Here is a 19,977-nt window from a genome sequence, read left to right as displayed (position 1 = left end):
CAAAAAAGCCCGCACCAGGCGGGCATCTGCTTTTAACCGGGGGCCTTATTCCGTCGTCTGGCCGCTAAAATCGATCACCATCCTGCCGCGGATTTTTCCCTGAACCATCTCATCGAAGATGGCATTAACCTCGCCAATCTTCCTTTTTGTTACTTTCGGCACCACTTTGCCTTCTGCGGCAAACTGGAATGCTTCAGCCAGATCGTTACGCGTGCCGACCAGCGATCCCACCACCTGAATTCCGTCGAGGACCAGACGCGGGATATTCAGGCTCATCGCTTCCGGTGGCAGCCCGACGGCGACGACCCGTCCGCCGGCCCTGACGGCATCCACCGCCGAGTTAAAGGCCGCTTTTGCTACGGCCGTGACCACAGCCGCATGCGCCCCACCTGTTTTCTCCTGAATGAAGCGTGCCGCGTCTTCGCTGGCCGAATTAACCACCAGATCGGCACCCATCTCTTTCGCCAGAGCCAGCTGTCCGTCACTGACGTCAACCGCAATAACCTTCGCGTTGAAGACGTTTTTTGCATACTGCAGAGCAAGGTTTCCCAGTCCGCCCAGGCCATAAATAGCCAGCCACTGACCCGGTTTTACCTCAGAGACCTTCACCGCCTTATAAGTGGTGACCCCGGCACAGGTCACGCTGCTGGCAGCGTAGGGATCAAGACCTTCTGGCACTTTGACCGAGTAATCGGCCACCACGATGCACTCTTCCGCCATGCCGCCATCCACCGTATAACCGGCATTGACGACTTCACGGCAGAGCGTTTCATTACCGGAGTTGCAATATTCGCAGTGTCCGCAGCCCTTGAAGAACCAGGCGACGCTGGCCCGATCGCCCGGCTTTAACGAGGTAACATCGGGGGCAACCTCTTCCACAATACCGATCCCTTCATGACCCAGCGTCACGCCGGTCTTATCACCGAAATCACCGTTCTTCACGTGTAAATCGGTGTGGCATACGCCGCAGCATTCCATCCTGAGCCGGGCTTCACCGGTTTTGAGAGGGCGCAGCGTCTTCTCAACCACTTCAACCTGATGTTCACTGGTAGCAATTGCTGCTTTCATAAACGTTCCTCCATTTGATTGGGCATTCAGAATAAGCCAAACGGAGATGATGACAAGATGACGGATAAGCTTCAGATGCGAGACTGGCGACGTTGTTTTTTACTTTTGCGAGCGGGGTCGGCTTTCAGGGGTGAATTAATAAAGTGACACTTTACGAAGGCGAAACAGGATAAAGCGGGAAACAACTATCTGCCTGGTAAGAATACTGTTAACAGTGAAAATCGTGTGGCTTGATTTAAACAGTGAAAAAAGGGGCAATAAAATGCCCCTGTCGCCGGATGAGAATGGATGGCAGATTAAGGCTGCCAGCGATGGATGCCACCATCAGAAGGTGGTCCCATATGCTGAGCGGCACTGCCCGGTGCCGGCGGTGGTCCCATGTGCTGAGAAGCACTGTCCGGTGCTGGCGGTGGCCCCATGTGCTGTGAAGCAACATTGACAGGGGACGCCGGGCCATACTCATTCCAGCTCTGCGCAGAATGATGGTGATGATGCCAGCCAGACGCCGGACCATAGTGACCCGGTTCGGCCATAACGCAACCTGACATTGAGACACTGCCCAATGCGACAATCAGACACGGAATAATTTTTTTCAAGAACATAACCTATCCTGATTTAATATGACCCCGTCAGGTTACGACTGCCTTTTTATACGGTGAGTAAACGTCTCAGCTTGTCCGGGGCCTCTTGCGAAGTAGATTGATCTGGGTCAAATTTGGGGAATTTGTACCGAAGATTGGTCTGAGGTTTTATCGCATTCCCAAAGTTGAGAGTGTTGTAGGTGTCATTCCCATCATTTGCACGGAACCGCGTCGCCGCCTCATGCAGCCAGGCGAATTAGGGTCGCTGAAGTATTCCTGCAGACAGTACAGTTTATGATTGATATCCGGTTCCAGTAGGTGAAACTCGCTACCGGACACAATTCTCGCGGCTTTTTTCAGTCGTTTACAAATCAATAAACGCCATTCTTAACGCCCTTTCAGTAAAAAAAGTGCCTTCAGGCCTCATATATAAAGCGAATGAATGAACTCGCGAATGAAACGCATCAGGGGGGGCACTTTTATAAAAATAGCTTTTTTCTCAAAATAAATACGCACACTCGTGGTGAGACTTCGGGCGCTTGCATCTCACACACTTTGTAAATAATCCTTAATAGCAAGTAGCAGTACGTAGTAACCAACCATGACAGACAACAACATTTTTTGCGTAATGTAGTAGATTTATTTATATTAGATGCAATTTTTTTGCCGTCTGTAGCTGGCGGTACCGATCGATGGAGAAAGGATTCATGGCTCGTAACCTGGCCCCCGGATATTGTATTGTTGAGCGCCCCGGCTCGCTGGATCATCAGGCAAGACAGCTTTTCACGGACATTCGCAGCCCGGCCGGTAATATGTTCATGCAACTGAATGCCGATACTCCCTGGTTAAGACCGGGACAAATCCTTATCGTGGCCGATCCCGACACTCCTGCACCTATGACCATACATGCGCTTAAAACGCTAAGACAGGCAAAAACAAAAACTGATAGGGCATTAATCGGCGTTAGTGCCGAAGAGTCTGGCTTTATGCAAAAGCACTACGGGACAATTGCAGCGCTAACAAGTGTTGGTGATAAGATTTTTGGAACCGCAGGTGATGCGGGTGAAAAATATTTCAACGCTATAGAACAAACCCTTAAGAAAATTGAAGCGAGTTATCAGAATCAGTTTCGCACTCAGGGAACGCTGATTGGACAGCAGTTTTTTGTCGAGCGAAATCATTTACTCAATCAGTTAAAGGATTTAGTTAATAAGCCCATACTTAAAGACCTTGCTCGTTACTCAATTAATTTCCAGCAGTATGAAAATATGAAAAGAGCGCTAAACCTATCTAGCCGCTCGATTGTGCATGAATGGTCCACTGTAGGCGTCGGGGCAATTCCAGGATATTCAACTTATGTCGGTAACGCTGCTAAAGCAGCACGTTTCCTTAAAAGGGGTGGCTACATCGGAATAGGCTTCTCTTTTTTTGGCACCACTAACAATGTTGTTAATACCTGTACCACAGGACGAGAAGGCGAGTGTAGTAAAACAGCTTTTAAAGAATATTCTAAATTTGGACTTTCTACAGCTGCTGGAGTGGGTGGTGGTATAATAGGTTCAGCCGCTGGATTAGGCATTTGCGCCGCAGTTGGAATAACCACTGCTGGAGTCGGAGGTGTTGCTTGTGCTGCAATAGGTTCAGTCGCAGCTGGTTACGCAGCTGGCGAGTTTATGAACTGGGGTTTAGATTCCTTTTATCAAGGCATAGGCTTCTGAATGACAATAAAATTCATCGGATTATCACTCATCTGTATTTGTTTGCTAAGCTTTATTGCGTCAATATTAATTTATGCAGCCAACAGAAAAAAATATTATAAAATTCTGGAAATATTCCAAAGGCGTTACGAGTTCCCGGCACCCTACTCATTTCACTGTCACACGGGATTTTTTGGTGCTACACCCCTGGCATATTTCTTTATTGGGTTAGACAGAAAAAAGAAGGTTTTCTTCCTTGAAAGCAACAGTGAAGCCTACAGTTTTTTTGAAAAAAACGACCGTGACTTAATTAAATGGATGCCAGCATTTTTTTATACTTCTGCATTCAGTTTTGTATGCTGCGCTCTTATTGCTACATTAGGCGGCTTACTTGCATTGAAACACAGCTACTTTCCTTAATTGCATAGGGTAATATGCCATAATCTATGGCTTTGACCCTACTGATATGGCCATCCATGTCCGGTTCTATGCCTGGCGTTAGCCTGGTTCTTTCAGGAAGCCCCTCTCCTAGCGGGAGTTTAATGCGGATCATACCTTCTGAAGTTAAACTTTTTCCAATGCCCGCTTTCACATGTTTGCTGTAATGTTTAACTATAAAGGCATATTCATCCGGGCGCTTCAGATTCAGCTTCAATTTATCAGGATAACTATCCATTATCAGTGTGTTATTGTCGGTACAGCTAATATCTTTGGATTTATTCCGGGTAAGATAACCCGCGAGGGCGCGACAGACCAGGCTATCGAAGCCAACAACTATAATGAGAAAACCACTCTCCATTGCCCCTTCTTGAACGGCTTTAAAAAAGGGCCTGATATAATTCAACATTGAGCAAATGGCTTGAATCGCACCACGTCATCATGGAGCGGCGCAGGGCGACGCCAGGCGCCATGAATCTACGCAGCAATCAGTAGCTGATCATTCAGGCTGAGTCAGGTTGCTTGCCAATAGCCGGGATAGTGTGCTTGATATTGCTTTGTTCCCTGAATCTTATGTCCGGGGGAGAAGCACAGCATAGCAAAGTCTTCGTACATCTTAGCGCCAAAAAAAGACCGAATACTTTAGGAAAGTCTAAAAATCAGTACGTTATAAGCATGATTGGCGATTTAATGGCTTTAGCGGTTATTGAGAAAGTTGCTCTCTGATGACATCTTTAAGGATAATTTTCATTTCAGAATCAGTGAGAAGAGCGCAGTTTTTCCCTATGTAGTGTTGAAGTGAAGAAAAATCAGAGCTAATTTCAGAAGCTATAAAGAAATCACTTGAGCATTTTGCACTCATTTCGTTGATAACTTTGAGATTTGGTACAGAATTATCTTTTGTCCCATAAATTAAAATATTAGCTGATATTGGTAAATACACTGACTTTAAAGTATTTTTAATATCATAGAACGGTTTAAAATCTTTAATATTTTCAAACTCAAAAATAACCATAGAGTCACTTAGTATAAGACTAAAATCAGTATTGATTATTCCATAATCTAGAGACTCGTAAATTTTTAACTTTTTATTTTCCGAAACAGGTTTGAGCATACCATCTATATGTCCTTTTTTTATGACATCTTTCAACCTTTCATTTACAGCTAACTTAAATGAATTCTTAATGGGTTCTATAGAAAACTTTAAGTAATGCTCGATATTCACCTCTATCATGGGCAGGATGCGTTCAAATAGAGCATCACGATCTTGCCCATGAATTTCAAGATTATTGAATACATTATCAATGATACCACCCTTTAAAAACTTCTTTTTAAGTTCATTCAGAATCAAAGAGTTAAGCACATTAATATCTAAAAAAGCATCCGCCATTTTATCTAAGAATAATGTACTTGAAGATAAAAAACTTTTTCTCAAGTTATTAGTTCGCACTTCAAAGTGACCAATGATTTTAGCTAGGTCAGAGCTATTAAGCTCATTAAATGAATGCACTCTTATTTTATTTATTATTGACGCATAATCATTTTCCAAATTTGTGTACATATCATCTAATTCAGCATCACCATCTATTGAATAAAAAAACCCTTCAACGCCAACATTATTAATATTAGAAGATCGCACTCCTCCCCCATTCAAATACATGTATGTGTTTTGTTTTTTTAAATCCCCCGTTAGGAAACCACGCTGTAAGAATCTAGGTATGTAATGTTGTCTTTTACCTGCCATGATACCCTCACCATTAATAACTATTTGTCTTGAGTAAAGCCTGTTATTAGCGAACTCTTATAGACGCGACCCAGACCAATTATAATATTAAAAAGACCCACAAGCGTCACTAAAGATGAATTTCATCCTAACCAACTATGCAGGCCTGAGGAGTTCACTAACAAAGATAATAAAACCCACTCAATTATAGATTATAATCTCTACTCTTAAAATCATGGTGCTTTCAACCTTTTAAAATTAAGAAAGCGACTCATCACTTATTAATACTTCATTTACCAAGATGAGATTAATTGAGAGCTAATATTTTCAATCTATTTAATAGCACCTAACATAATATATGTTTAGGTGCCCTTTAATATGAATTGCTTTTATTAAAATTGTCATCACTTCGTAGGATGACCTACACCATAGGTTACACTGCTTGTATCTATGACTTTACCCGGTGAATTACGGATGAATTCTTCGTACTTCTCGTTTGTTACTTTTATCTGCTTAGGAATGTAAAATAAACTCCATAAAACTACAAAATATGGGAGAACCCTTAAGGGATCAATGTTATCCAAGGTTAATGGTAGAGAAAAGCCACTATATACCCTTGTCAAAAAATGATAACCTATCACAATTAAGGCAAGCCCAACCCCAAGATTTCTTTGAATTTTTAAATGCGTTAGCATTTTATTTTTTGAACGATGCGAACCAAAGTAGTAATGAATTTCTTTTTGATCACCAACGGTTAGAAATTGCCTTTCAATATTTGCTATCATTACTAAGTTTCTGTTATACCAATATCCAGAGTCAATTAGATGGTCAAATAACCAAGTAATTAGAAGCAATATTATACTAATTGCAACATCAATATTCATGATGTTTTTTTCTACCAAAGAAAGTAATGTAAACGCACCTACAACTACACTTATACTTTGCCATATAACAGTTATATGCCTGCTTATCTCATTATTTAGAACCTCATACATCTTCAATAGCAAGTCTTCTCTTCCAACGCTCATATCGCCCCCTCATAAATAAAGTTACTTCTAGTATTAAAGTCAGAATTATAGCCCTTCCAAATTAAAAAGATATTCCTTATCGACTCCTCAAGACAATAATCATAGCTATTTATTTTGTTTTTAACAAACCTAATACCATCAAAGTAATATCCAAAACTTGCATCTAGAGTAAATCTATTTCCATCAATGGAAAAAACATCTAATTTATCACCAAGAGCTCTCTGTATATCGGGCCTTCCACCTAGCAAATGAACTTTTCGATCAAAACTATTTAAACTGACCTGTGTTCCGCCATACCTTGTAGGAACACTATATGCCAATATATACTCTTTTGGTATGAGCGAGGTTATATTTCCATTCATACGAATATCTTTTGGCACTATAGCAACGTGCTCACAATGCTTTTTTAATACTTCAGCTTGCTTGAGTATGCTATCAAGTTGATATATATCCTCAACATCTCTGGCAATAGTTAAAAAAGGCTTCTTTTCAATTACTGCAGACAAATGCCTTTCAAAAGAATAATTCTTCCAATCAATATCCAGAAAACCTTTTTTTTCAAAATCAACACCTTTTATATTCCGCAGGTTCGTATATTTAACCCCGGGCAACCAGCCATGCTTTTCTGAGATAGACAGCACTTTCTTACCATGCGAAACGAATTTATGAACCATATAAATCCTTTTAATAGCAAAAAAAATGATAAAACTTAATTTCTACGAAAATTAAAAATCATAGTTTATAGCATTTAATATTTAGAAAAACCCTATACATCAACCACTTGAATTTTATTCCGCCGCAAGGTTTAGATATTATTTTCTAAAGTTTGCACTACTACTCCAAGTGGAATAACCTCACTAACACTACACTCAAAGCCAGATGATCTTCCAACAATGCTAATCTTGTTTCCGGGAACTCTAGTAACATCGTAAACATCTAGATTACCATCAATATTAATAACCCATCTTCCGTTGCTGATGTCTTTTTGTCCCATATCAACTAACCAAGATTTAGTCACTGACTCAATAAATGTCGGGTCGATTATATCTTTAGAAATAAACGAACTATCGAAATAATAGAACCCATCCTCTATTAATTTCCCAGCAACCAACTTACTTTTAACAATTTTTCTAATTTGAGAGAATTCAGGCAAACTGTTACTGTCAAACCGATTCGCCTTATTTTTTCCCGTAGCCAACCATTCCAGAGAGACTCCCGTATCAAGTGCGCAAGTTACAACAACATCACCTGGAAAATAATTTCGACGCACCCAAGTGCTAACTGTACCAGACGAAATTTTTAGCAATTCACAGAGTTGCTTTTGCATAGTAAAACCATAAGCATCGAGGATACGCCGTAGAACTGGTTTTCCACCATTTGCCATCACCTCTGCATGTAACGCAGCACCCGACAGGCTTTCCTTAGAAACCTCATAACTTGCTTTTGCAAGTTTACCCTGCACTAACCAGCGCAAATCCGCGTCTGTATCTAATGCACATTTGATAATCGCATTACCAGGTACATTGTCTCTCTGCGTCCAGCCACTGATGTTGTTAGCTGGTATACCCAGAGCAGCAGCCAATTCTTTTTGGGTATTAACCCCATAAGAAGACATAAGTCTTTCGAGAATCTGAGCACTACCGCCCTTCTCTTCAATCATAAAAACACCAATAAGTGATAAATAATCATTTACCAAATCGTTTTTACGATCTAAAGTGCATTCACACCACATGAAACACCATAGAACAAAACGATCATAAGGAGATATTGCGTTATGCATACTGAAAATGCAAACAGCCAGAACGCATTTGACTTAGTGCAATCTCAAGATTTTATTGCCAATGTCGCCGCCATTTTAATGCCTGCTATCAGCAAAGCGGTAAACGACGCCGTAAACAAAGCCGTCACGCTCGCCACATCCCCAACAATGTCCAAGCAGGACTTCGCTGCAGCCAACCGCATTAGCCTGTCAGTGCTGGAAAAATGGATTGCTAACGGAGTTGTGCTGCTCGCCCCTACCCCATCTTTCACCTACACGCAGAACCGAACCAATCGTAAGACCGGCGAAGTAGTTGAAACCACCATGACCAAACATGGTAACCCGCTTATCAATGTTGCTGCATGGCGTGAGAAGAACCGCCAACAAGCAATCAAATGCCGCTACATCAAACCATAACTTGATTTTGCAAGTTAAGAAGGATCTGAGCATGTTTGATTTCAAGGTTTCTACCCATAACCATTACGACGATGCCTGTCGTAAATTCGCCTTAGCTCACAACATGGAAGACGTCGCTAAGCAGTCCGGCATGCGTGCACAAACGCTGCGTAACAAACTGAATCCAGATCAGCCGCATCAGCTTACCGTCTTAGAGGTTTTAGCTCTCACTGATGTCACTGAAGATGCAACATTAGTTGATGGTCTGCTGGCGCAAATCCAGTGCCTCCCCTGCGTGCCAGTAAATGAAGTCGCTAATGAGAAGTTTCCCCTGTATGTGATGAAGGCTACTGCAGAAGTGGGCCAGTTGGCAGCTGGCGCAATCTCTAAAGAACCTATGACAGCCAACTGTAAACGTGGCCTGCTGCAAAACGTTAATAGCGGTATTCGCTGCTTAACACTGGCCGCAATGGCAGTACAAGCGCGTATTCAGGCTAACCCGGCACTGTCCTCAACTGTCGATGCTATCAGCGGCATCGGTGCATCATTTGGCATGAGTTGAGGGGTAATCATGATCTCATTGGCAGCAAGGCTTAAACGCCAAAGCCCATCCATGTCATACGGACACGGCTGGATCATGGGAGAAAACGGTAAGCGCTGGAATCCAGTAACGCCGTCAGCTTCAGAAGTCAAAGCACAGGCATTACCCAAGAGGAGCAAATCATGGCTATCGAAGGCGATTCCATGCTGGTCGAACTGACAACCGGTCAACGCGTTGCAGCGTTGAATCATGTCGCTCTACTCCGCGCGCAACTGATGGGCGGTAATTGCGAAAAAGATGTAGCCCGTTTTATTGCTGAAATGCGCGATGTGACTGACAGTAATTATCAGGATAACAAACGTGTGTTAAGCGCCATTTTTTTCCTAGCGCACATCGGCAAAGACCGGCACTCAGCCGATTTTACTGATCTCACTACCGATGAAAGAAACGCACTGATTCGCGCAATGAACCATCTGAAAGCCGTTGTGAGTTTGTTCCCCAAACGAATGACTCTTTCGAACTAAATAAATAAAAGCGATTAATTGGCGTAAACCCGCCGGGATTCGCTTTGCCTGAATACGAGGAAATCATATGCTGAATAAATTACCTGGTACCACTAAGCCTGATTCTTATATCGAACTCGATATGATGCTGAATGATGCGCGTCGCGAAGAGCGTCTTGCTCGTGCAGAACTTATGGCCTCCCGCCTCAATGTATTGGCGTGGAAAATTCGTAGTGATGGAATGACACACATCGAAGCAGCCGAGCTGCTTAATCAAGAAGCGGAAAAAATCCAGGCACAGATTGAGGAGGCGCACTAATGGCTGACTCAATGGACATCGTACAGCAGCGCACCGACGAAATGCTGGCTCGCAATATTGCGTTAATCACTAATCGACCTGTCGGTGTATCTGCATTTTTCTGTGAAGACTGCAACGCTCCTATCCCTGAAAAACGTCGCCGCGCTATTTACGGAGTTACACGCTGCGTTAATTGCCAGGACATCGAAGAAAGATTCGGCAATTCACGCAAAGGCGGTGCGGCATGAGCAATTCTAAATCTCACGTTCAGCATAAATCGGATGCAGCCCATTACGGCATCCCGGTGTCATTTCGCTATCAACCGTTGCGATCCATGCCGGACTCACAGTGCCGGCAACAAGTGAGCAAAGAAATTTCCCGAAGTGATCAGGGACCAAGAACAGGTCTGTCGGCATTGGCAGAAATCGCGGGTCGCCCGCGCAGAAAAACTCAACAGTCTTGCGAGTCGCTTGAAGCGAGATGTGAATATCTGACTGTAGAGATTCCCAATCGTCCCACTCATCGAATTCGTGTCTACGGTTGCTCATTAGCTGTTGGCGCACGCTATTCAATGCGCGCTGAACTGAGCCTTTCCATTCTCCGTGAGGTAGCCACTCTGCTCCAAAACTCCATACGAAAAGACGAACAAGATCGTCTCGACTGGATTTTGAGCCAAGCCAGCGCTCTGGTCGGTAGTTTTGTGTCTGACCCAAAAACGCGTCGCAAGCAGCATACATGTCGTGCGCTGATAAAAGTCTTACAGCGCGTAGAGGCGCTCTCACGCCATCCAGAAAATGAATATTCTCGGCGTAATAAGGGCGTTGAGTAGATGATTCCGGTTCCATTGGATGCCTCCCTTCTTAATATCAGCGAAGAAACTAATACTATTTCTGATGTGCCGCAAGCATACGCTTACCCGTGGAATGCTCCACGGGAAGCCATTGCCAGCCCATACCCAACCTATGAGGAAATGCACAGCCGCACTCAGATGATTGCGGCTTTAGTGCGTGCGCAGGAACTACTCGAAAAGCAACCGACGCTGATTCAGATTGATGTAAAGCGTCGGTTTAGTGAGTTGGAAAAAACACAGGGTATTGAGCGTGCCAATGCGTACTTAACGAAAACCTTCGTTGAGCGCACATTGCCACGCGTCGAAACCGTTAACGCTCAATATCGCCTCCGTGAAATGAGCGGCGGCGCATTTAACTTGCTGGCAGGTAATGCCACTAAACAGGATGGCGCGGCCAGCGCAGGTGGTCAGCTATGGGAGCTGATGCGCCGCTTCAACCGACTGCCGGATATGGCTCGCGCCGACGTCGATTTGCTGGCCGGGGATGTGGCTAATTTCATCCTCGCCGAGCTGGTACAGGCTCACGCGCAGTCCAGCGACGAGTCAGATTACAAATACACGCACCGCGTTTACATGATTGCCGCTACCATCACCCGCGAACTGAGCCAGACGCCGCCATTGTGGGATAAAGTCACGTCGCGGCTGTTTGACCCGGAGGAAATTACCCCGGCGATCATACGTATGCAGACGGAAAAATGGTGGAAAGGCCGACTGCGCCGCGTGGCCGCATCATGGCGTGAGCATCTTCAGATTGCCCTGGCTAACGTCAGCAAAAAACACACACCCTACGCCAGCAGCATGACCGTTTCAGAGTGGCGCGAGCAGAAGCGCCGCACCCGTGAATTTCTGAAGGGAATGGAGCTGGAAGACGAAGAAGGCAACCGCATCAGCCTGATTGAGAAATACGACGGCAGCGTGGCCAACCCGGCGATCCGCCGCTGCGAGTTGATGACCCGTATTCGTGGCTTTGAAAACATCTGCAATGATATGGGCTTTATCGGCGAGTTCTACACGCTGACCGCCCCCGCGCGCTATCACGCCACAATCAAAACCGGGCATCGTAACCGTAAATGGAACGGTGCCAGCCCGGCCGACACGCAGCGTTATCTCTGCAGCGTCTGGCAGAAAATCCGAGCCAAGCTGCATCGCGAAGAAATCCGCATCTTCGGGATCCGCGTTGCTGAGCCTCATCATGATGCGACCCCGCACTGGCACATGCTCATGTTTATGCGCCCGGAACAGGCTGAGCGTGTGCGCGAGATTATTCGCGACTACGCCTGTCAGGTAGACGGCAGCGAGCTGACAACCGACAAGGCCCGTAAGGCCCGTTTTCACGCCGAGGCTATCGATCCGGAGAAAGGCAGCGCAACGGGTTACGTTGCTAAATACATTTCCAAAAATATCGACGGCTATGCGCTGGACGGTGAGACAGACGACGAAAGCGGCAAAGACCTTAAGGAAACCGCCTCGGCCGTTTCTGCCTGGGCAGCACGCTGGCATATCCGGCAATTTCAGTTTGTGGGCGGTGCGCCGGTCACTGTTTACCGCGAGCTGCGCCGCATGGCTGACAGCGAAACCGCACACGGCCTGAGCATTGAATTTGCGGCCGCGCATGACGCCGCCGACGCGGGAGACTGGGCCGGATACGTTAACGCCCAGGGCGGGCCGTTCGTGCGCCGTGACGATCTGGCTGTGCGCACCTGGTATCAGGCAAGCGAAGATATGAATGAGTACGGCGAGGAAACCTTGCGCATCAAGGGCGTTTACGCAACTGAAGTTGGCGACGATACACCAATTTTAACCCGTCTGATGCAATGGAAGATTGTCCCGAAACGTGCCGTTGATTTGGGTTTTGAATTTAAGGACGCGTCCGCGTCCTCTCGGAGTTCTGTCAATAACTGTACGGAGCCGACAGGCTCTGAAGCCGCTATCGATTTCACAAAGCCCCCTACTCGCGCCGAGCGCAGAAAGATTCTTAAGCGATTGAAAGAAAAGCCAGCGCAGGAGCAACCTGAGCCGGACAAATATCACTCTGAACTGAGTCAGTATAGAGAGCGTGAGTCTTTGAAAAAGAGTTTCTATGAGATCTCCAGGTTAACACTGTCCGACGGTGAAGCTGTGCGTATGATGAAAGGCCACACAATCAAGGTTGGGGAGCTTTCTTACTGGAGCGGTACAAGCGGCTACCTCTTCCATAAACGGCGTAAAAATCCCACTCCACTAAAGCGCTCTATTGCGCTCGCGAGAAAAAGAGGCATACAGCTGTCTGATTAATAAAACGGCAGTCGGACTAATCTGAGCTGCACGATTGTTTACGATTCCAAAACGTCATGATACTGTTTATACATACAGTATATTTTGACTAGAAGGAGTTAATCAATTGATGGATATAGATAATCTAAGCGAGACGGTTGCACGCATCCAGTTCATTGCTGACGTTTCATTGATCGCACACTGCAAAGAAGATGAATTAAAAATGGCACTGTCGATGATCAGCGACATGGCAGGGACAATCGACACATCTGTTTTCGAAGCTGCCATATACCGCCAGGCAGAATGATTAAGCCCCCCTTCCCTCCCCTTCACTAGCCACCTTTCAGGTGGCTTTTTGCTTCTGCATCAAAGTGCATATTGTTGCATGAATCCGCATGATCCAAATTGGATCGTTAAGCGTTAGTAAGGCCAGAGCTGGCGCGGTCAGAGATGGTACATGCACCTGCATGAAAAGCGATGCATAAAGCGGGCAGGCGTGGCGGGGATAGCATTGCGCGCGAGGGGTACAAACATGTGTGCGAAAGTGACAAAGAACTTAGAGTAAAGTTAGAAAGTAAACCATGGATGCGACAGAAAAAACCACATGACAAGTTCGGGAGCACTTACGTGGTACATGCATAGAAAAAAATGCATAAACCTTTGGGCGTGGCGGGAAAAGGAATCCGTGCTAAAGTGTAAAATCATGCTGTGTATGCTTTTTTAATTGCTCAATATTTAAGTTATGACATACATTTTGGTCAAGTTTTTAGGCTTAATAAGGATTAATGGAGATGACTATGGATTTGGAAACTTATGACTTGTCGTTTTACATGTCGTTATGTAATAAAGATGAAATAGATAGAATCAAAGACCCTAAAAACGAAAGCGATTATCTGCTAAAACTTAGGGCAAATGTTACAGTTGAACAAGTGAGGATATTTAGAGTCTTTCTTGCCAGAATGAGGAAGGCCGGCAATGAATGGAGTTTTAGCAATAGCTTTGAAAGTAAAGTATTTGATGATTATTTGTCGAGGATTTCCTCTGATGATGCTGAGTTGGTCAAACACATTCCGGCTGGGCTGGTATTTTGCAATGATCCCAATGGGAGGATAATAAAAACTAAGTATGGAAATATAATTACGATTTCAGAGTCTCTTAAATACTTTTTATACTTCATGACTTTGTCACTTGCTAGTTATGAAGATTGTGATATACCATATGATGTAAGATATGCTGCGCTTAAAATAGGCTTGAGAATTATGCTTAAGTCAGAAGCTTTAGATTTTGATATCGACCCGAGGGGAGAAATTCCTGATGCGGTTCACTCACAAACTTTAGATTATGTTGATCAACAATTGCTTTTTATTGTTGCTCATGAGTATTCACATTATTTTTTAGGGCATATGGGTGATCCTAACCTAATAGATGATGTAGCGCATAATATTTTGGAGGGCGTGGGAAATAAAATTCCTAAGTACTACACTCATGAACAACAGGAAGAATTTGACGCTGATATAGATGCGATTGAAAGGCAATGCATTTCACCTGCCTCGATGCATAAGATGATAACATCAGCTGCATTCTTCTTTTCTTATTTAGAACTGCTTAGGAATGTTAATGACCAGATAGCACCATCCTTCAACAGAATTAAGACCCATCCTGATCCGCTTGATAGAATAGATAATTTGATTAACCATTTTTCTGATAGGTGTGATATTGATTTTGAAAACATTCAAATGATAAAGAAAAACATTGAAATTCTTATCCCTTTTGTTCAGGAAGATATTGCGGTGAATATTGAATCTTGGGAAGATTATGGGTCTGTATACTTGGGAGGGTGGAGAGGGAAAGTGCTTATAGATCGGGTCGATTATTAATTGATTACGCAGCCCATGCTTGAGCTGCGTAATATATCTAACATAACATTTTACACTAGCTCATAAGGTATAAAGTCTATAACGTCTTTACCAATCCAGTTGTTCATCTCTTTCATCCTTTCTTGAAGAGGTGTTAGCTCATTCCTCACAAATACCTGCGCTGCCTTCACCGCGTCACCGAATCCGCCGGAGTTGTCCGGGATAATCCCCATCATCTGCGGCGGCACACGGTGCGCACTTAACAGGTCATCGCGGCTGGCCTTCTTGATGTTAAAGAAATCGTCTTTCGTCGCGACTTCACTGAGCGGCAGGATCTTGATTCCGTCCGGCTTACCGTTCGGCGCGTACATAAACAGGTTGCGGAAGTTACCCAGCCCTTTCGTGTCGCGCATCGCCTGGCGCATCCGGTCAACGTCGCTGCTGCTCTGCGCCGCGTCGGTCATATACAGGATGTAACCGGCGTGTGCGCCGTTCTGGTAATACTTGCGGCGGAACAGCGTTGCCGCCTCATTCAGCCAGGCTGAGTTAAGCGCGCTGAGGTATTCCGGCAGGCCGTAAAGCTCCTGATTAATATCCGGCTCCAGCAGGTGAAACACGCTGCCGGCCGAAAATTCGTGCGGCTCTTTCCAGTCATTCACAAACCAATAAACGCCATCCTTCACGCCCCTGCGGGTGAATTTGGCCGGGGTGGTTTCAAGGCGCAGCGGCTCACCCAGGCCATTACGGCGCAGCTCGGCAAAAGCATTGCCAAAGACCAGATAATCCAGCGCAAACTTGCTGAACTCCTGCTGGCTCATCATCGGGTGCGGGATAAAGGTTGATGCCAGAATGTTGCGCTTTACGTAAATCGGCGAGCTGTGATGCACGGCCGAGCGCAGGCTTTTAGCCAGCCCGCTAAAACTGACCGGCGGCTCAAACCAGCGCCCGTTACCGATGCACTCTGCATAATCCAGAATGTCGCGCTTATCCATAACCGGCGTGGGGTCGCCAAAGGTAAACGCCTCGGCGTGCTGCTGCGGTGCGGTTGCCTGTACCGACTGCGCGGTGGCGGTGTGAGCCTTGCGGCCTCTGCGTTTGCTCATCAGTAAAATTCCAGAATTGAGGGGTTAGCGCCGCCGCTGGCTGCGGTAAGCGGTTCGTTTAACAGTGCGTGCATGATGGCCCAGGCGACGTCGGCGTGGCTGGCCTCTTCGCTGCGGCTCGCCTCATAGGTTGAGCGGTTGCCGCTTGCCGTCATGGTTTTGCGGATAGCCATAAAAGACTGCGTGATGTCCGTCGCCCCGGCGTCATACTCAAGCCGCCCGCTGCTGATGGTGTCCTTCGCTTTCAGCACCATTGCGGTTTTCACTTCCGGCGAGTATTTGATTTCCCGCGCGGCCGGGTAAAACTGGCGTACCAGCTGGAAAACGCCCTGGCCGATGCCGGTTGCATCCACGCCGATATATTCCACAGTGTATTTTTTCGTTAAGTCCTCAATTGATTTTGCCTGCGCGGCAAAGTCCATGCCCCGCCACTGGTGACGCTCCAGCACGCGGAATTTACCGCCCGCAACGAGCGGCGGCGCGATTACCGCACAGCCTGCGCTGTCGCCGGTATGCGACGGGTCATAGCCGATCCAGACCGGCCGGTATGCGAACGGACGCGGCAGGTATGGATTAAAGTCCTCCCACTCCTCCAGGCTGTCGATCATGCAACTCTGCAGCTCGGCGAACGGGAACACGCTCGCCTCATCGTCGACGAACTCACACATCAGCAGGTTCTGATATTCCGCCGGGCTGTACTCAAGCTGCAGCTGGTCAATATCGAAGAGGTTGCAGCCGCCGGTCAGCGCATCCTCAACGGTGACAATCTGCCGCCACTGCCCGTCACCGCACAGCGCGCCTTTTGCCAGGTGAGAATGCGACAGGTCTATCTCGATGCGATCAGCCTTGCTGCGACGCCCTTTGTTGAACAGCTCGCCCGACCAGAACGGATAGGCGCTGTGCGACAGGGCTGACGGCGTGGAAAAGTAAGTTGTACGCCACTTTTTGTGTAATGACATGCCGCTGGCGACTTTGCGCAGCTCCTGGAATTTCGGTATCCAGAAATATTCGTCCAGGTACAGGTTGCCGGTGTAGCTCTGCGCGGTGCGCACGTTGGTGCCGAGGAATATCAGACGCGCGCCGTTCGGCAGCACGATGGGATCGCCTTTCAGGTCAACATCAGCCTGGCGGGCGAAGTCGATAATGTAGTTTTTGAAGACGTACGCCTGCGCCTTGCTGGCCGAAAGAAATATCTGGTTGCGGCCGGTGGTCAGCGCATCGATCAGCGCCTCGCGGGCAAAGTAGAACGTTGCGCCAATCTGGCGCGACTTCAGGATATTGCGGATGCGGTGAGTCAGCCCCGCGCGGTGCCAGTTGAGCTGATACTCAAAGCAGTTATCCATAAACACGCCGGTCAGCTTATCTGTCTGTTCGTCGCTGAACTCGTTTTTAACGACCGGCTGGCGCTCGCCCCGGTTGCGGTTGCGCACGTTAGGATTCAAGTCGGCCTCGTTGCCGCTGCTGCGGTAACGCTCAACGCGGGCAAGGCGCTCAATCTGACGGCCCAGCGCGTCTATCTCTTTGTAATCACCATTCCCCTTTACCTCTTTCATGATGAGCTGGATCAGCCGGGCTTCCATGCTGGATTCAACGCGACTGATGGGCGCAACGTCCTCCCACGCGTCGCGCAGCTTCCAGCTCTGCACGGTTGGCGTTTTCTGTCCGAGCGTCTCCGCAATCTGGCGCACGGAATAACCCTGCCAGTAAAGCAGCGCGGCCTGACGGCGCGGATCGCTGATGATGGTTGTTGGTGTCGTTTTCATACCGGCAAGGCTACCGGGGTCGAAAATGGCGCGCCTGCTGTGCCTGTTTACTGATGCATCAGCGGGCTGGCATTCGTTGAGGGATTGTGTGGCGACGGGGAAACTGGCCCCGAACCGACCCAACACCTGACCGGAGCCTGATTAATGGCAGCAATCAAAGCAAAGCGTTTTCGTATCGCAACAGAGGGCGCAACCACTGACGGCCGCGTTATTTCCCGCGACTGGATTTCGCAGATGGCGAAAAACTATGACCCGGCGATGTACGGCGCACGCATCAACATGGAACACATCCGGGGCTATGCCGCCGACAGCACTTTCCGCCGCTTTGGTGACGTGACCGCCGTCGAGGCTGAAGAAATCGGCGACGGCCCGCTCAAGGGCAAGCTGGCGCTGTATGCCTGGATTGATCCGACGCCTGAGCTTATTGAGCTGACTAAAGCGCGTCAGAAAATCTACACGTCCATTGAGGTTAACCCTGAATTCGCCGACACGGGCGAGGCGTATCTGGTCGGCCTGGCCGTCACCGACGACCCGGCCAGCCTCGGCACGGAAATCCTGAGCTTCAGCGCCACGGCAAAAGTTAATCCGCTGGCATCCCGCAAGCTGGATAAAGGCAACCTTTTTACCGCCGCCGAAGAAACCGTGATCGAGTTTGAAGAAGCAGCGGAGCCGTCACCGTCTCTGCTGGCGCGCATCTCGGCGATGTTCTCAGCGAAAAAGAAAACCGATGGTGAGCAGTTCGCCGACGTCAGCGCAGCAGTAACGGCCGTCGCCGAGCAGGTGCAGCTGAACGCGGAGAGCCAGACGCAGGAGCTGTCGGCGCTGGAGCAGTCCGTCACCGCACGCCTGGAGGCTATCGAGCAGCAGGCCGGGGAAGACCGTGCCGCTTTCGCTGCGCTGCAGGGCCAGCTTTCACAGACCGACGGCAGCTTTAATCGTCGCCCGGCGGCAACCGGCAGCGATCCGAAGTCCGGCGCGCAGACCGACTGCTAATCAGGCGTTGCCTGAACGTTAAAACCCAACACAGAGATAAACAGGAACGCCAATGCGCAAGAATACCCGCTTTAAGTTTAACCAGTTCATGACCCGCCTCGCCGAGCTGAACGGCGTCGAAACCGACGACATGAACAAGAAATTTACCGTTGAGCCGTCGGTCACTCAGACGCTGATGAACCGCGTGCAGGAGTCTTCCGACTTCCTGACCCGCGTCAACATCGTGCCGGTGTCCGAAATGAAGGGCGAGAAAATCGGGATCGGCGTATCCGGCTCGATTGCCAGCGTGACCGATACGGCAGGCGGCGACGAGCGCGAAACCGCTGACTTTGCCGCGCTGGATAAGCAGGGTTATGAGTGTGTGCAGGTCAACTATGACTTTCATATCCGCTATAACACCCTAGATCTGTGGGCGCGTTATGAAGATTTTCAGGCCCGCCTGCGTGACGCCATCGTGAAGCGCCAGGCACTTGACCGCATCATGATCGGCTTCAACGGCGTGACCCGCGCCAAAACCTCAAACCGTGCCAGGAACCCGATGCTGCAGGACGTGGCCGTAGGCTGGCTGCAGAAGTACCGCAACGATGCGCCTGAACGCGTGATGAGCAAAGTCACCGAGGAAGACGGCACCGTTGTCTCTGAAAAAATCCGCGTCGGCAAAAACGGCGACTATGCCAGCCTCGACGCGCTGGTTATGGATGCCACCAACACCCTGATCGAGCCGTGGTATCAGGAAGACCCGGAGCTGGTTGTCATCGTGGGCCGTCAGCTGCTGGCTGATAAATACTTCCCGATCGTCAACCAGTCGCAGGCCAATACCGAGCAGCTGGCCGCTGACGTCATTATCAGTCAGAAACGCATCGGCGGTCTGCCAGCGGTGCGCGTGCCGTACTTCCCGGCCGACGCCATGTTTATCACCCGCACCGATAACCTGTCGATTTACTTCCAGGAAGGCACGCATCGCCGCCTGATTGACGAGGTGCCGAAGCGCGACCGCATCGAAAACTATGAGTCAATCAATGAGGACTACGTGATCGAGGATTACGCGGCCGGTTGCCTGGTTGAAAACATCGAAGTCGGTGTGTTCGCTGCACCCGCAGCCACTATGCAGGAAGTGGAGGCATAAC

General features: G+C 47.8%; 22 protein-coding genes. 13 read left to right on the top strand and 9 right to left on the bottom strand.

Features of this window, described 5'->3' with window-relative positions:
- Positions 1-45 precede the first annotated feature (45 nt).
- Both adhP and ACNY69_RS08150 read right to left on the bottom strand, forming a co-directional pair.
- Complete coding sequence (gene adhP / locus ACNY69_RS08155; RefSeq protein WP_293771268.1) at positions 46-1,068, bottom strand: alcohol dehydrogenase AdhP; 1,023 nt, start codon at positions 1,066-1,068, stop codon at positions 46-48.
- A 296-nt stretch (positions 1,069-1,364) separates the two neighbouring features.
- Positions 1,365-1,670 carry a hypothetical protein gene (locus ACNY69_RS08150; protein ID WP_146240822.1) on the bottom strand — a complete coding sequence of 102 codons (306 nt, stop codon included), beginning with the start codon at positions 1,668-1,670 and terminating at the stop codon, positions 1,365-1,367.
- Between the two features lie 686 nt (positions 1,671-2,356).
- Here ACNY69_RS08150 and ACNY69_RS08145 point away from each other — a divergent pair.
- On the top strand, positions 2,357-3,367 hold the full coding sequence (locus ACNY69_RS08145) for a hypothetical protein (RefSeq protein WP_418797897.1): 1,011 nt from the start codon (positions 2,357-2,359) through the stop codon (positions 3,365-3,367).
- Positions 3,368-3,719: 352 nt separating this feature from the next.
- Here the strand turns inward: ACNY69_RS08145 and ACNY69_RS08140 are convergent, their stop codons facing one another.
- The 5 genes from ACNY69_RS08140 to ACNY69_RS08120 all read right to left on the bottom strand — a co-directional run bounded on the left by ACNY69_RS08140 (position 3,720) and on the right by ACNY69_RS08120 (position 8,195).
- The gene (locus ACNY69_RS08140; RefSeq protein ID WP_418797895.1) at positions 3,720-4,145 is read right to left on the bottom strand and encodes an antiterminator Q family protein; all 426 of its coding nucleotides are present in this window, start codon (positions 4,143-4,145) and stop codon (positions 3,720-3,722) included.
- 342 nt (positions 4,146-4,487) lie between these two features.
- Positions 4,488-5,528 carry a DUF4238 domain-containing protein gene (locus ACNY69_RS08135; protein WP_418797893.1) on the bottom strand — a complete coding sequence of 347 codons (1,041 nt, stop codon included), beginning with the start codon at positions 5,526-5,528 and terminating at the stop codon, positions 4,488-4,490.
- Between the two features lie 383 nt (positions 5,529-5,911).
- On the bottom strand, positions 5,912-6,535 hold the full coding sequence (locus tag ACNY69_RS08130; RefSeq protein ID WP_418797891.1) for a hypothetical protein: 624 nt from the start codon (positions 6,533-6,535) through the stop codon (positions 5,912-5,914).
- Positions 6,532-7,209 carry a DUF6610 family protein gene (locus ACNY69_RS08125; RefSeq protein WP_418797889.1) on the bottom strand — a complete coding sequence of 226 codons (678 nt, stop codon included), beginning with the start codon at positions 7,207-7,209 and terminating at the stop codon, positions 6,532-6,534. The genes ACNY69_RS08130 and ACNY69_RS08125 overlap by 4 nt, the downstream gene beginning before the upstream one ends.
- A gap of 131 nt (positions 7,210-7,340) precedes the next feature.
- On the bottom strand, positions 7,341-8,195 hold the full coding sequence (locus ACNY69_RS08120) for a helix-turn-helix domain-containing protein (protein ID WP_418798248.1): 855 nt from the start codon (positions 8,193-8,195) through the stop codon (positions 7,341-7,343).
- Between the two features lie 114 nt (positions 8,196-8,309).
- Here ACNY69_RS08120 and ACNY69_RS08115 point away from each other — a divergent pair, with 114 nt between their 5' ends.
- The 10 genes from ACNY69_RS08115 (at position 8,310) to ACNY69_RS08070 (ending at position 15,012) form a co-directional block, all read left to right on the top strand.
- On the top strand, positions 8,310-8,711 hold the full coding sequence (locus ACNY69_RS08115; RefSeq protein ID WP_418797887.1) for a hypothetical protein: 402 nt from the start codon (positions 8,310-8,312) through the stop codon (positions 8,709-8,711).
- 31 nt (positions 8,712-8,742) lie between these two features.
- Positions 8,743-9,252: a phage regulatory CII family protein gene (locus tag ACNY69_RS08110; protein ID WP_418797885.1), complete on the top strand. Its 510-nt coding sequence runs from the start codon at positions 8,743-8,745 to the stop codon at positions 9,250-9,252.
- 9 nt (positions 9,253-9,261) lie between these two features.
- A complete protein-coding gene (locus tag ACNY69_RS08105) occupies positions 9,262-9,450 on the top strand; it encodes a phage filamentation protein Fil family protein (protein ID WP_187507370.1) in 189 nt (62 codons plus the stop codon).
- Positions 9,414-9,755: a DUF5347 family protein gene (locus tag ACNY69_RS08100; protein ID WP_111208993.1), complete on the top strand. Its 342-nt coding sequence runs from the start codon at positions 9,414-9,416 to the stop codon at positions 9,753-9,755. Before ACNY69_RS08105 ends, ACNY69_RS08100 begins: the two co-directional genes overlap by 37 nt.
- Positions 9,756-9,822: 67 nt before the next feature.
- The gene (locus ACNY69_RS08095) at positions 9,823-10,053 is read left to right on the top strand and encodes a DUF2732 family protein (RefSeq protein ID WP_111208992.1); all 231 of its coding nucleotides are present in this window, start codon (positions 9,823-9,825) and stop codon (positions 10,051-10,053) included.
- Positions 10,053-10,280: a TraR/DksA family transcriptional regulator gene (locus tag ACNY69_RS08090; protein ID WP_150029483.1), complete on the top strand. Its 228-nt coding sequence runs from the start codon at positions 10,053-10,055 to the stop codon at positions 10,278-10,280. Before ACNY69_RS08095 ends, ACNY69_RS08090 begins: the two co-directional genes overlap by 1 nt.
- On the top strand, positions 10,277-10,861 hold the full coding sequence (locus tag ACNY69_RS08085) for a hypothetical protein (protein WP_418797882.1): 585 nt from the start codon (positions 10,277-10,279) through the stop codon (positions 10,859-10,861). The genes ACNY69_RS08090 and ACNY69_RS08085 overlap by 4 nt, the downstream gene beginning before the upstream one ends.
- 66 nt (positions 10,862-10,927) lie before the next feature.
- The gene (locus tag ACNY69_RS08080; protein WP_418798246.1) at positions 10,928-13,156 is read left to right on the top strand and encodes a replication endonuclease; all 2,229 of its coding nucleotides are present in this window, start codon (positions 10,928-10,930) and stop codon (positions 13,154-13,156) included.
- Between the two features lie 109 nt (positions 13,157-13,265).
- Positions 13,266-13,442: a hypothetical protein gene (locus ACNY69_RS08075; RefSeq protein WP_052270553.1), complete on the top strand. Its 177-nt coding sequence runs from the start codon at positions 13,266-13,268 to the stop codon at positions 13,440-13,442.
- A gap of 490 nt (positions 13,443-13,932) precedes the next feature.
- On the top strand, positions 13,933-15,012 hold the full coding sequence (locus ACNY69_RS08070) for a M48 family metalloprotease (RefSeq protein WP_418797880.1): 1,080 nt from the start codon (positions 13,933-13,935) through the stop codon (positions 15,010-15,012).
- 50 nt (positions 15,013-15,062) lie between these two features.
- Here the strand turns inward: ACNY69_RS08070 and ACNY69_RS08065 are convergent, their stop codons facing one another.
- Both ACNY69_RS08065 and ACNY69_RS08060 read right to left on the bottom strand, forming a co-directional pair.
- Positions 15,063-16,094: a phage portal protein gene (locus tag ACNY69_RS08065; RefSeq protein ID WP_418797878.1), complete on the bottom strand. Its 1,032-nt coding sequence runs from the start codon at positions 16,092-16,094 to the stop codon at positions 15,063-15,065.
- Entirely contained in the window at positions 16,094-17,857 is a 1,764-nt protein-coding gene (locus ACNY69_RS08060; RefSeq protein ID WP_418797876.1) for a terminase ATPase subunit family protein, read from the bottom strand. The genes ACNY69_RS08065 and ACNY69_RS08060 overlap by 1 nt, the downstream gene beginning before the upstream one ends.
- Positions 17,858-18,001: 144 nt before the next feature.
- On the opposite strand from ACNY69_RS08060, the gene ACNY69_RS08055 reads away from it, so the two are divergent.
- Both ACNY69_RS08055 and ACNY69_RS08050 read left to right on the top strand, forming a co-directional pair.
- Positions 18,002-18,850: a GPO family capsid scaffolding protein gene (locus ACNY69_RS08055; RefSeq protein WP_418797874.1), complete on the top strand. Its 849-nt coding sequence runs from the start codon at positions 18,002-18,004 to the stop codon at positions 18,848-18,850.
- 52 nt (positions 18,851-18,902) lie between these two features.
- Positions 18,903-19,976: a phage major capsid protein, P2 family gene (locus tag ACNY69_RS08050; RefSeq protein ID WP_418797872.1), complete on the top strand. Its 1,074-nt coding sequence runs from the start codon at positions 18,903-18,905 to the stop codon at positions 19,974-19,976.
- Position 19,977: the final 1 nt, after the last annotated feature.

This window comes from Pantoea graminicola (genome assembly GCF_048452665.1).
Lineage (GTDB): Bacteria > Pseudomonadota > Gammaproteobacteria > Enterobacterales > Enterobacteriaceae > Pantoea.
The sequence above is the reverse complement of the archived record's forward strand: the minus strand, read 5'-3'. Positions and strand labels throughout refer to the sequence as shown.

What these genes read in the sequence shown, in the direction of transcription:
- adhP (WP_293771268.1), bottom strand. Translation starts at nt 1,068, where the DNA reads ATGAAAGCAGCAATTGCTACCAGTGAACATCAGGTTGAAGTGGTTGAG.
- ACNY69_RS08150 (WP_146240822.1), bottom strand. Translation starts at nt 1,670, where the DNA reads ATGTTCTTGAAAAAAATTATTCCGTGTCTGATTGTCGCATTGGGCAGT.
- ACNY69_RS08145 (WP_418797897.1), top strand. Translation starts at nt 2,357, where the DNA reads ATGGCTCGTAACCTGGCCCCCGGATATTGTATTGTTGAGCGCCCCGGC.
- ACNY69_RS08140 (WP_418797895.1), bottom strand. Translation starts at nt 4,145, where the DNA reads ATGGAGAGTGGTTTTCTCATTATAGTTGTTGGCTTCGATAGCCTGGTC.
- ACNY69_RS08135 (WP_418797893.1), bottom strand. Translation starts at nt 5,528, where the DNA reads ATGGCAGGTAAAAGACAACATTACATACCTAGATTCTTACAGCGTGGT.
- ACNY69_RS08130 (WP_418797891.1), bottom strand. Translation starts at nt 6,535, where the DNA reads ATGAGCGTTGGAAGAGAAGACTTGCTATTGAAGATGTATGAGGTTCTA.
- ACNY69_RS08125 (WP_418797889.1), bottom strand. Translation starts at nt 7,209, where the DNA reads ATGGTTCATAAATTCGTTTCGCATGGTAAGAAAGTGCTGTCTATCTCA.
- ACNY69_RS08120 (WP_418798248.1), bottom strand. Translation starts at nt 8,195, where the DNA reads ATGATTGAAGAGAAGGGCGGTAGTGCTCAGATTCTCGAAAGACTTATG.
- ACNY69_RS08115 (WP_418797887.1), top strand. Translation starts at nt 8,310, where the DNA reads ATGCATACTGAAAATGCAAACAGCCAGAACGCATTTGACTTAGTGCAA.
- ACNY69_RS08110 (WP_418797885.1), top strand. Translation starts at nt 8,743, where the DNA reads ATGTTTGATTTCAAGGTTTCTACCCATAACCATTACGACGATGCCTGT.
- ACNY69_RS08105 (WP_187507370.1), top strand. Translation starts at nt 9,262, where the DNA reads ATGATCTCATTGGCAGCAAGGCTTAAACGCCAAAGCCCATCCATGTCA.
- ACNY69_RS08100 (WP_111208993.1), top strand. Translation starts at nt 9,414, where the DNA reads ATGGCTATCGAAGGCGATTCCATGCTGGTCGAACTGACAACCGGTCAA.
- ACNY69_RS08095 (WP_111208992.1), top strand. Translation starts at nt 9,823, where the DNA reads ATGCTGAATAAATTACCTGGTACCACTAAGCCTGATTCTTATATCGAA.
- ACNY69_RS08090 (WP_150029483.1), top strand. Translation starts at nt 10,053, where the DNA reads ATGGCTGACTCAATGGACATCGTACAGCAGCGCACCGACGAAATGCTG.
- ACNY69_RS08085 (WP_418797882.1), top strand. Translation starts at nt 10,277, where the DNA reads ATGAGCAATTCTAAATCTCACGTTCAGCATAAATCGGATGCAGCCCAT.
- ACNY69_RS08075 (WP_052270553.1), top strand. Translation starts at nt 13,266, where the DNA reads ATGGATATAGATAATCTAAGCGAGACGGTTGCACGCATCCAGTTCATT.
- ACNY69_RS08070 (WP_418797880.1), top strand. Translation starts at nt 13,933, where the DNA reads ATGGATTTGGAAACTTATGACTTGTCGTTTTACATGTCGTTATGTAAT.
- ACNY69_RS08065 (WP_418797878.1), bottom strand. Translation starts at nt 16,094, where the DNA reads ATGAGCAAACGCAGAGGCCGCAAGGCTCACACCGCCACCGCGCAGTCG.
- ACNY69_RS08060 (WP_418797876.1), bottom strand. Translation starts at nt 17,857, where the DNA reads ATGAAAACGACACCAACAACCATCATCAGCGATCCGCGCCGTCAGGCC.
- ACNY69_RS08055 (WP_418797874.1), top strand. Translation starts at nt 18,002, where the DNA reads ATGGCAGCAATCAAAGCAAAGCGTTTTCGTATCGCAACAGAGGGCGCA.
- ACNY69_RS08050 (WP_418797872.1), top strand. Translation starts at nt 18,903, where the DNA reads ATGCGCAAGAATACCCGCTTTAAGTTTAACCAGTTCATGACCCGCCTC.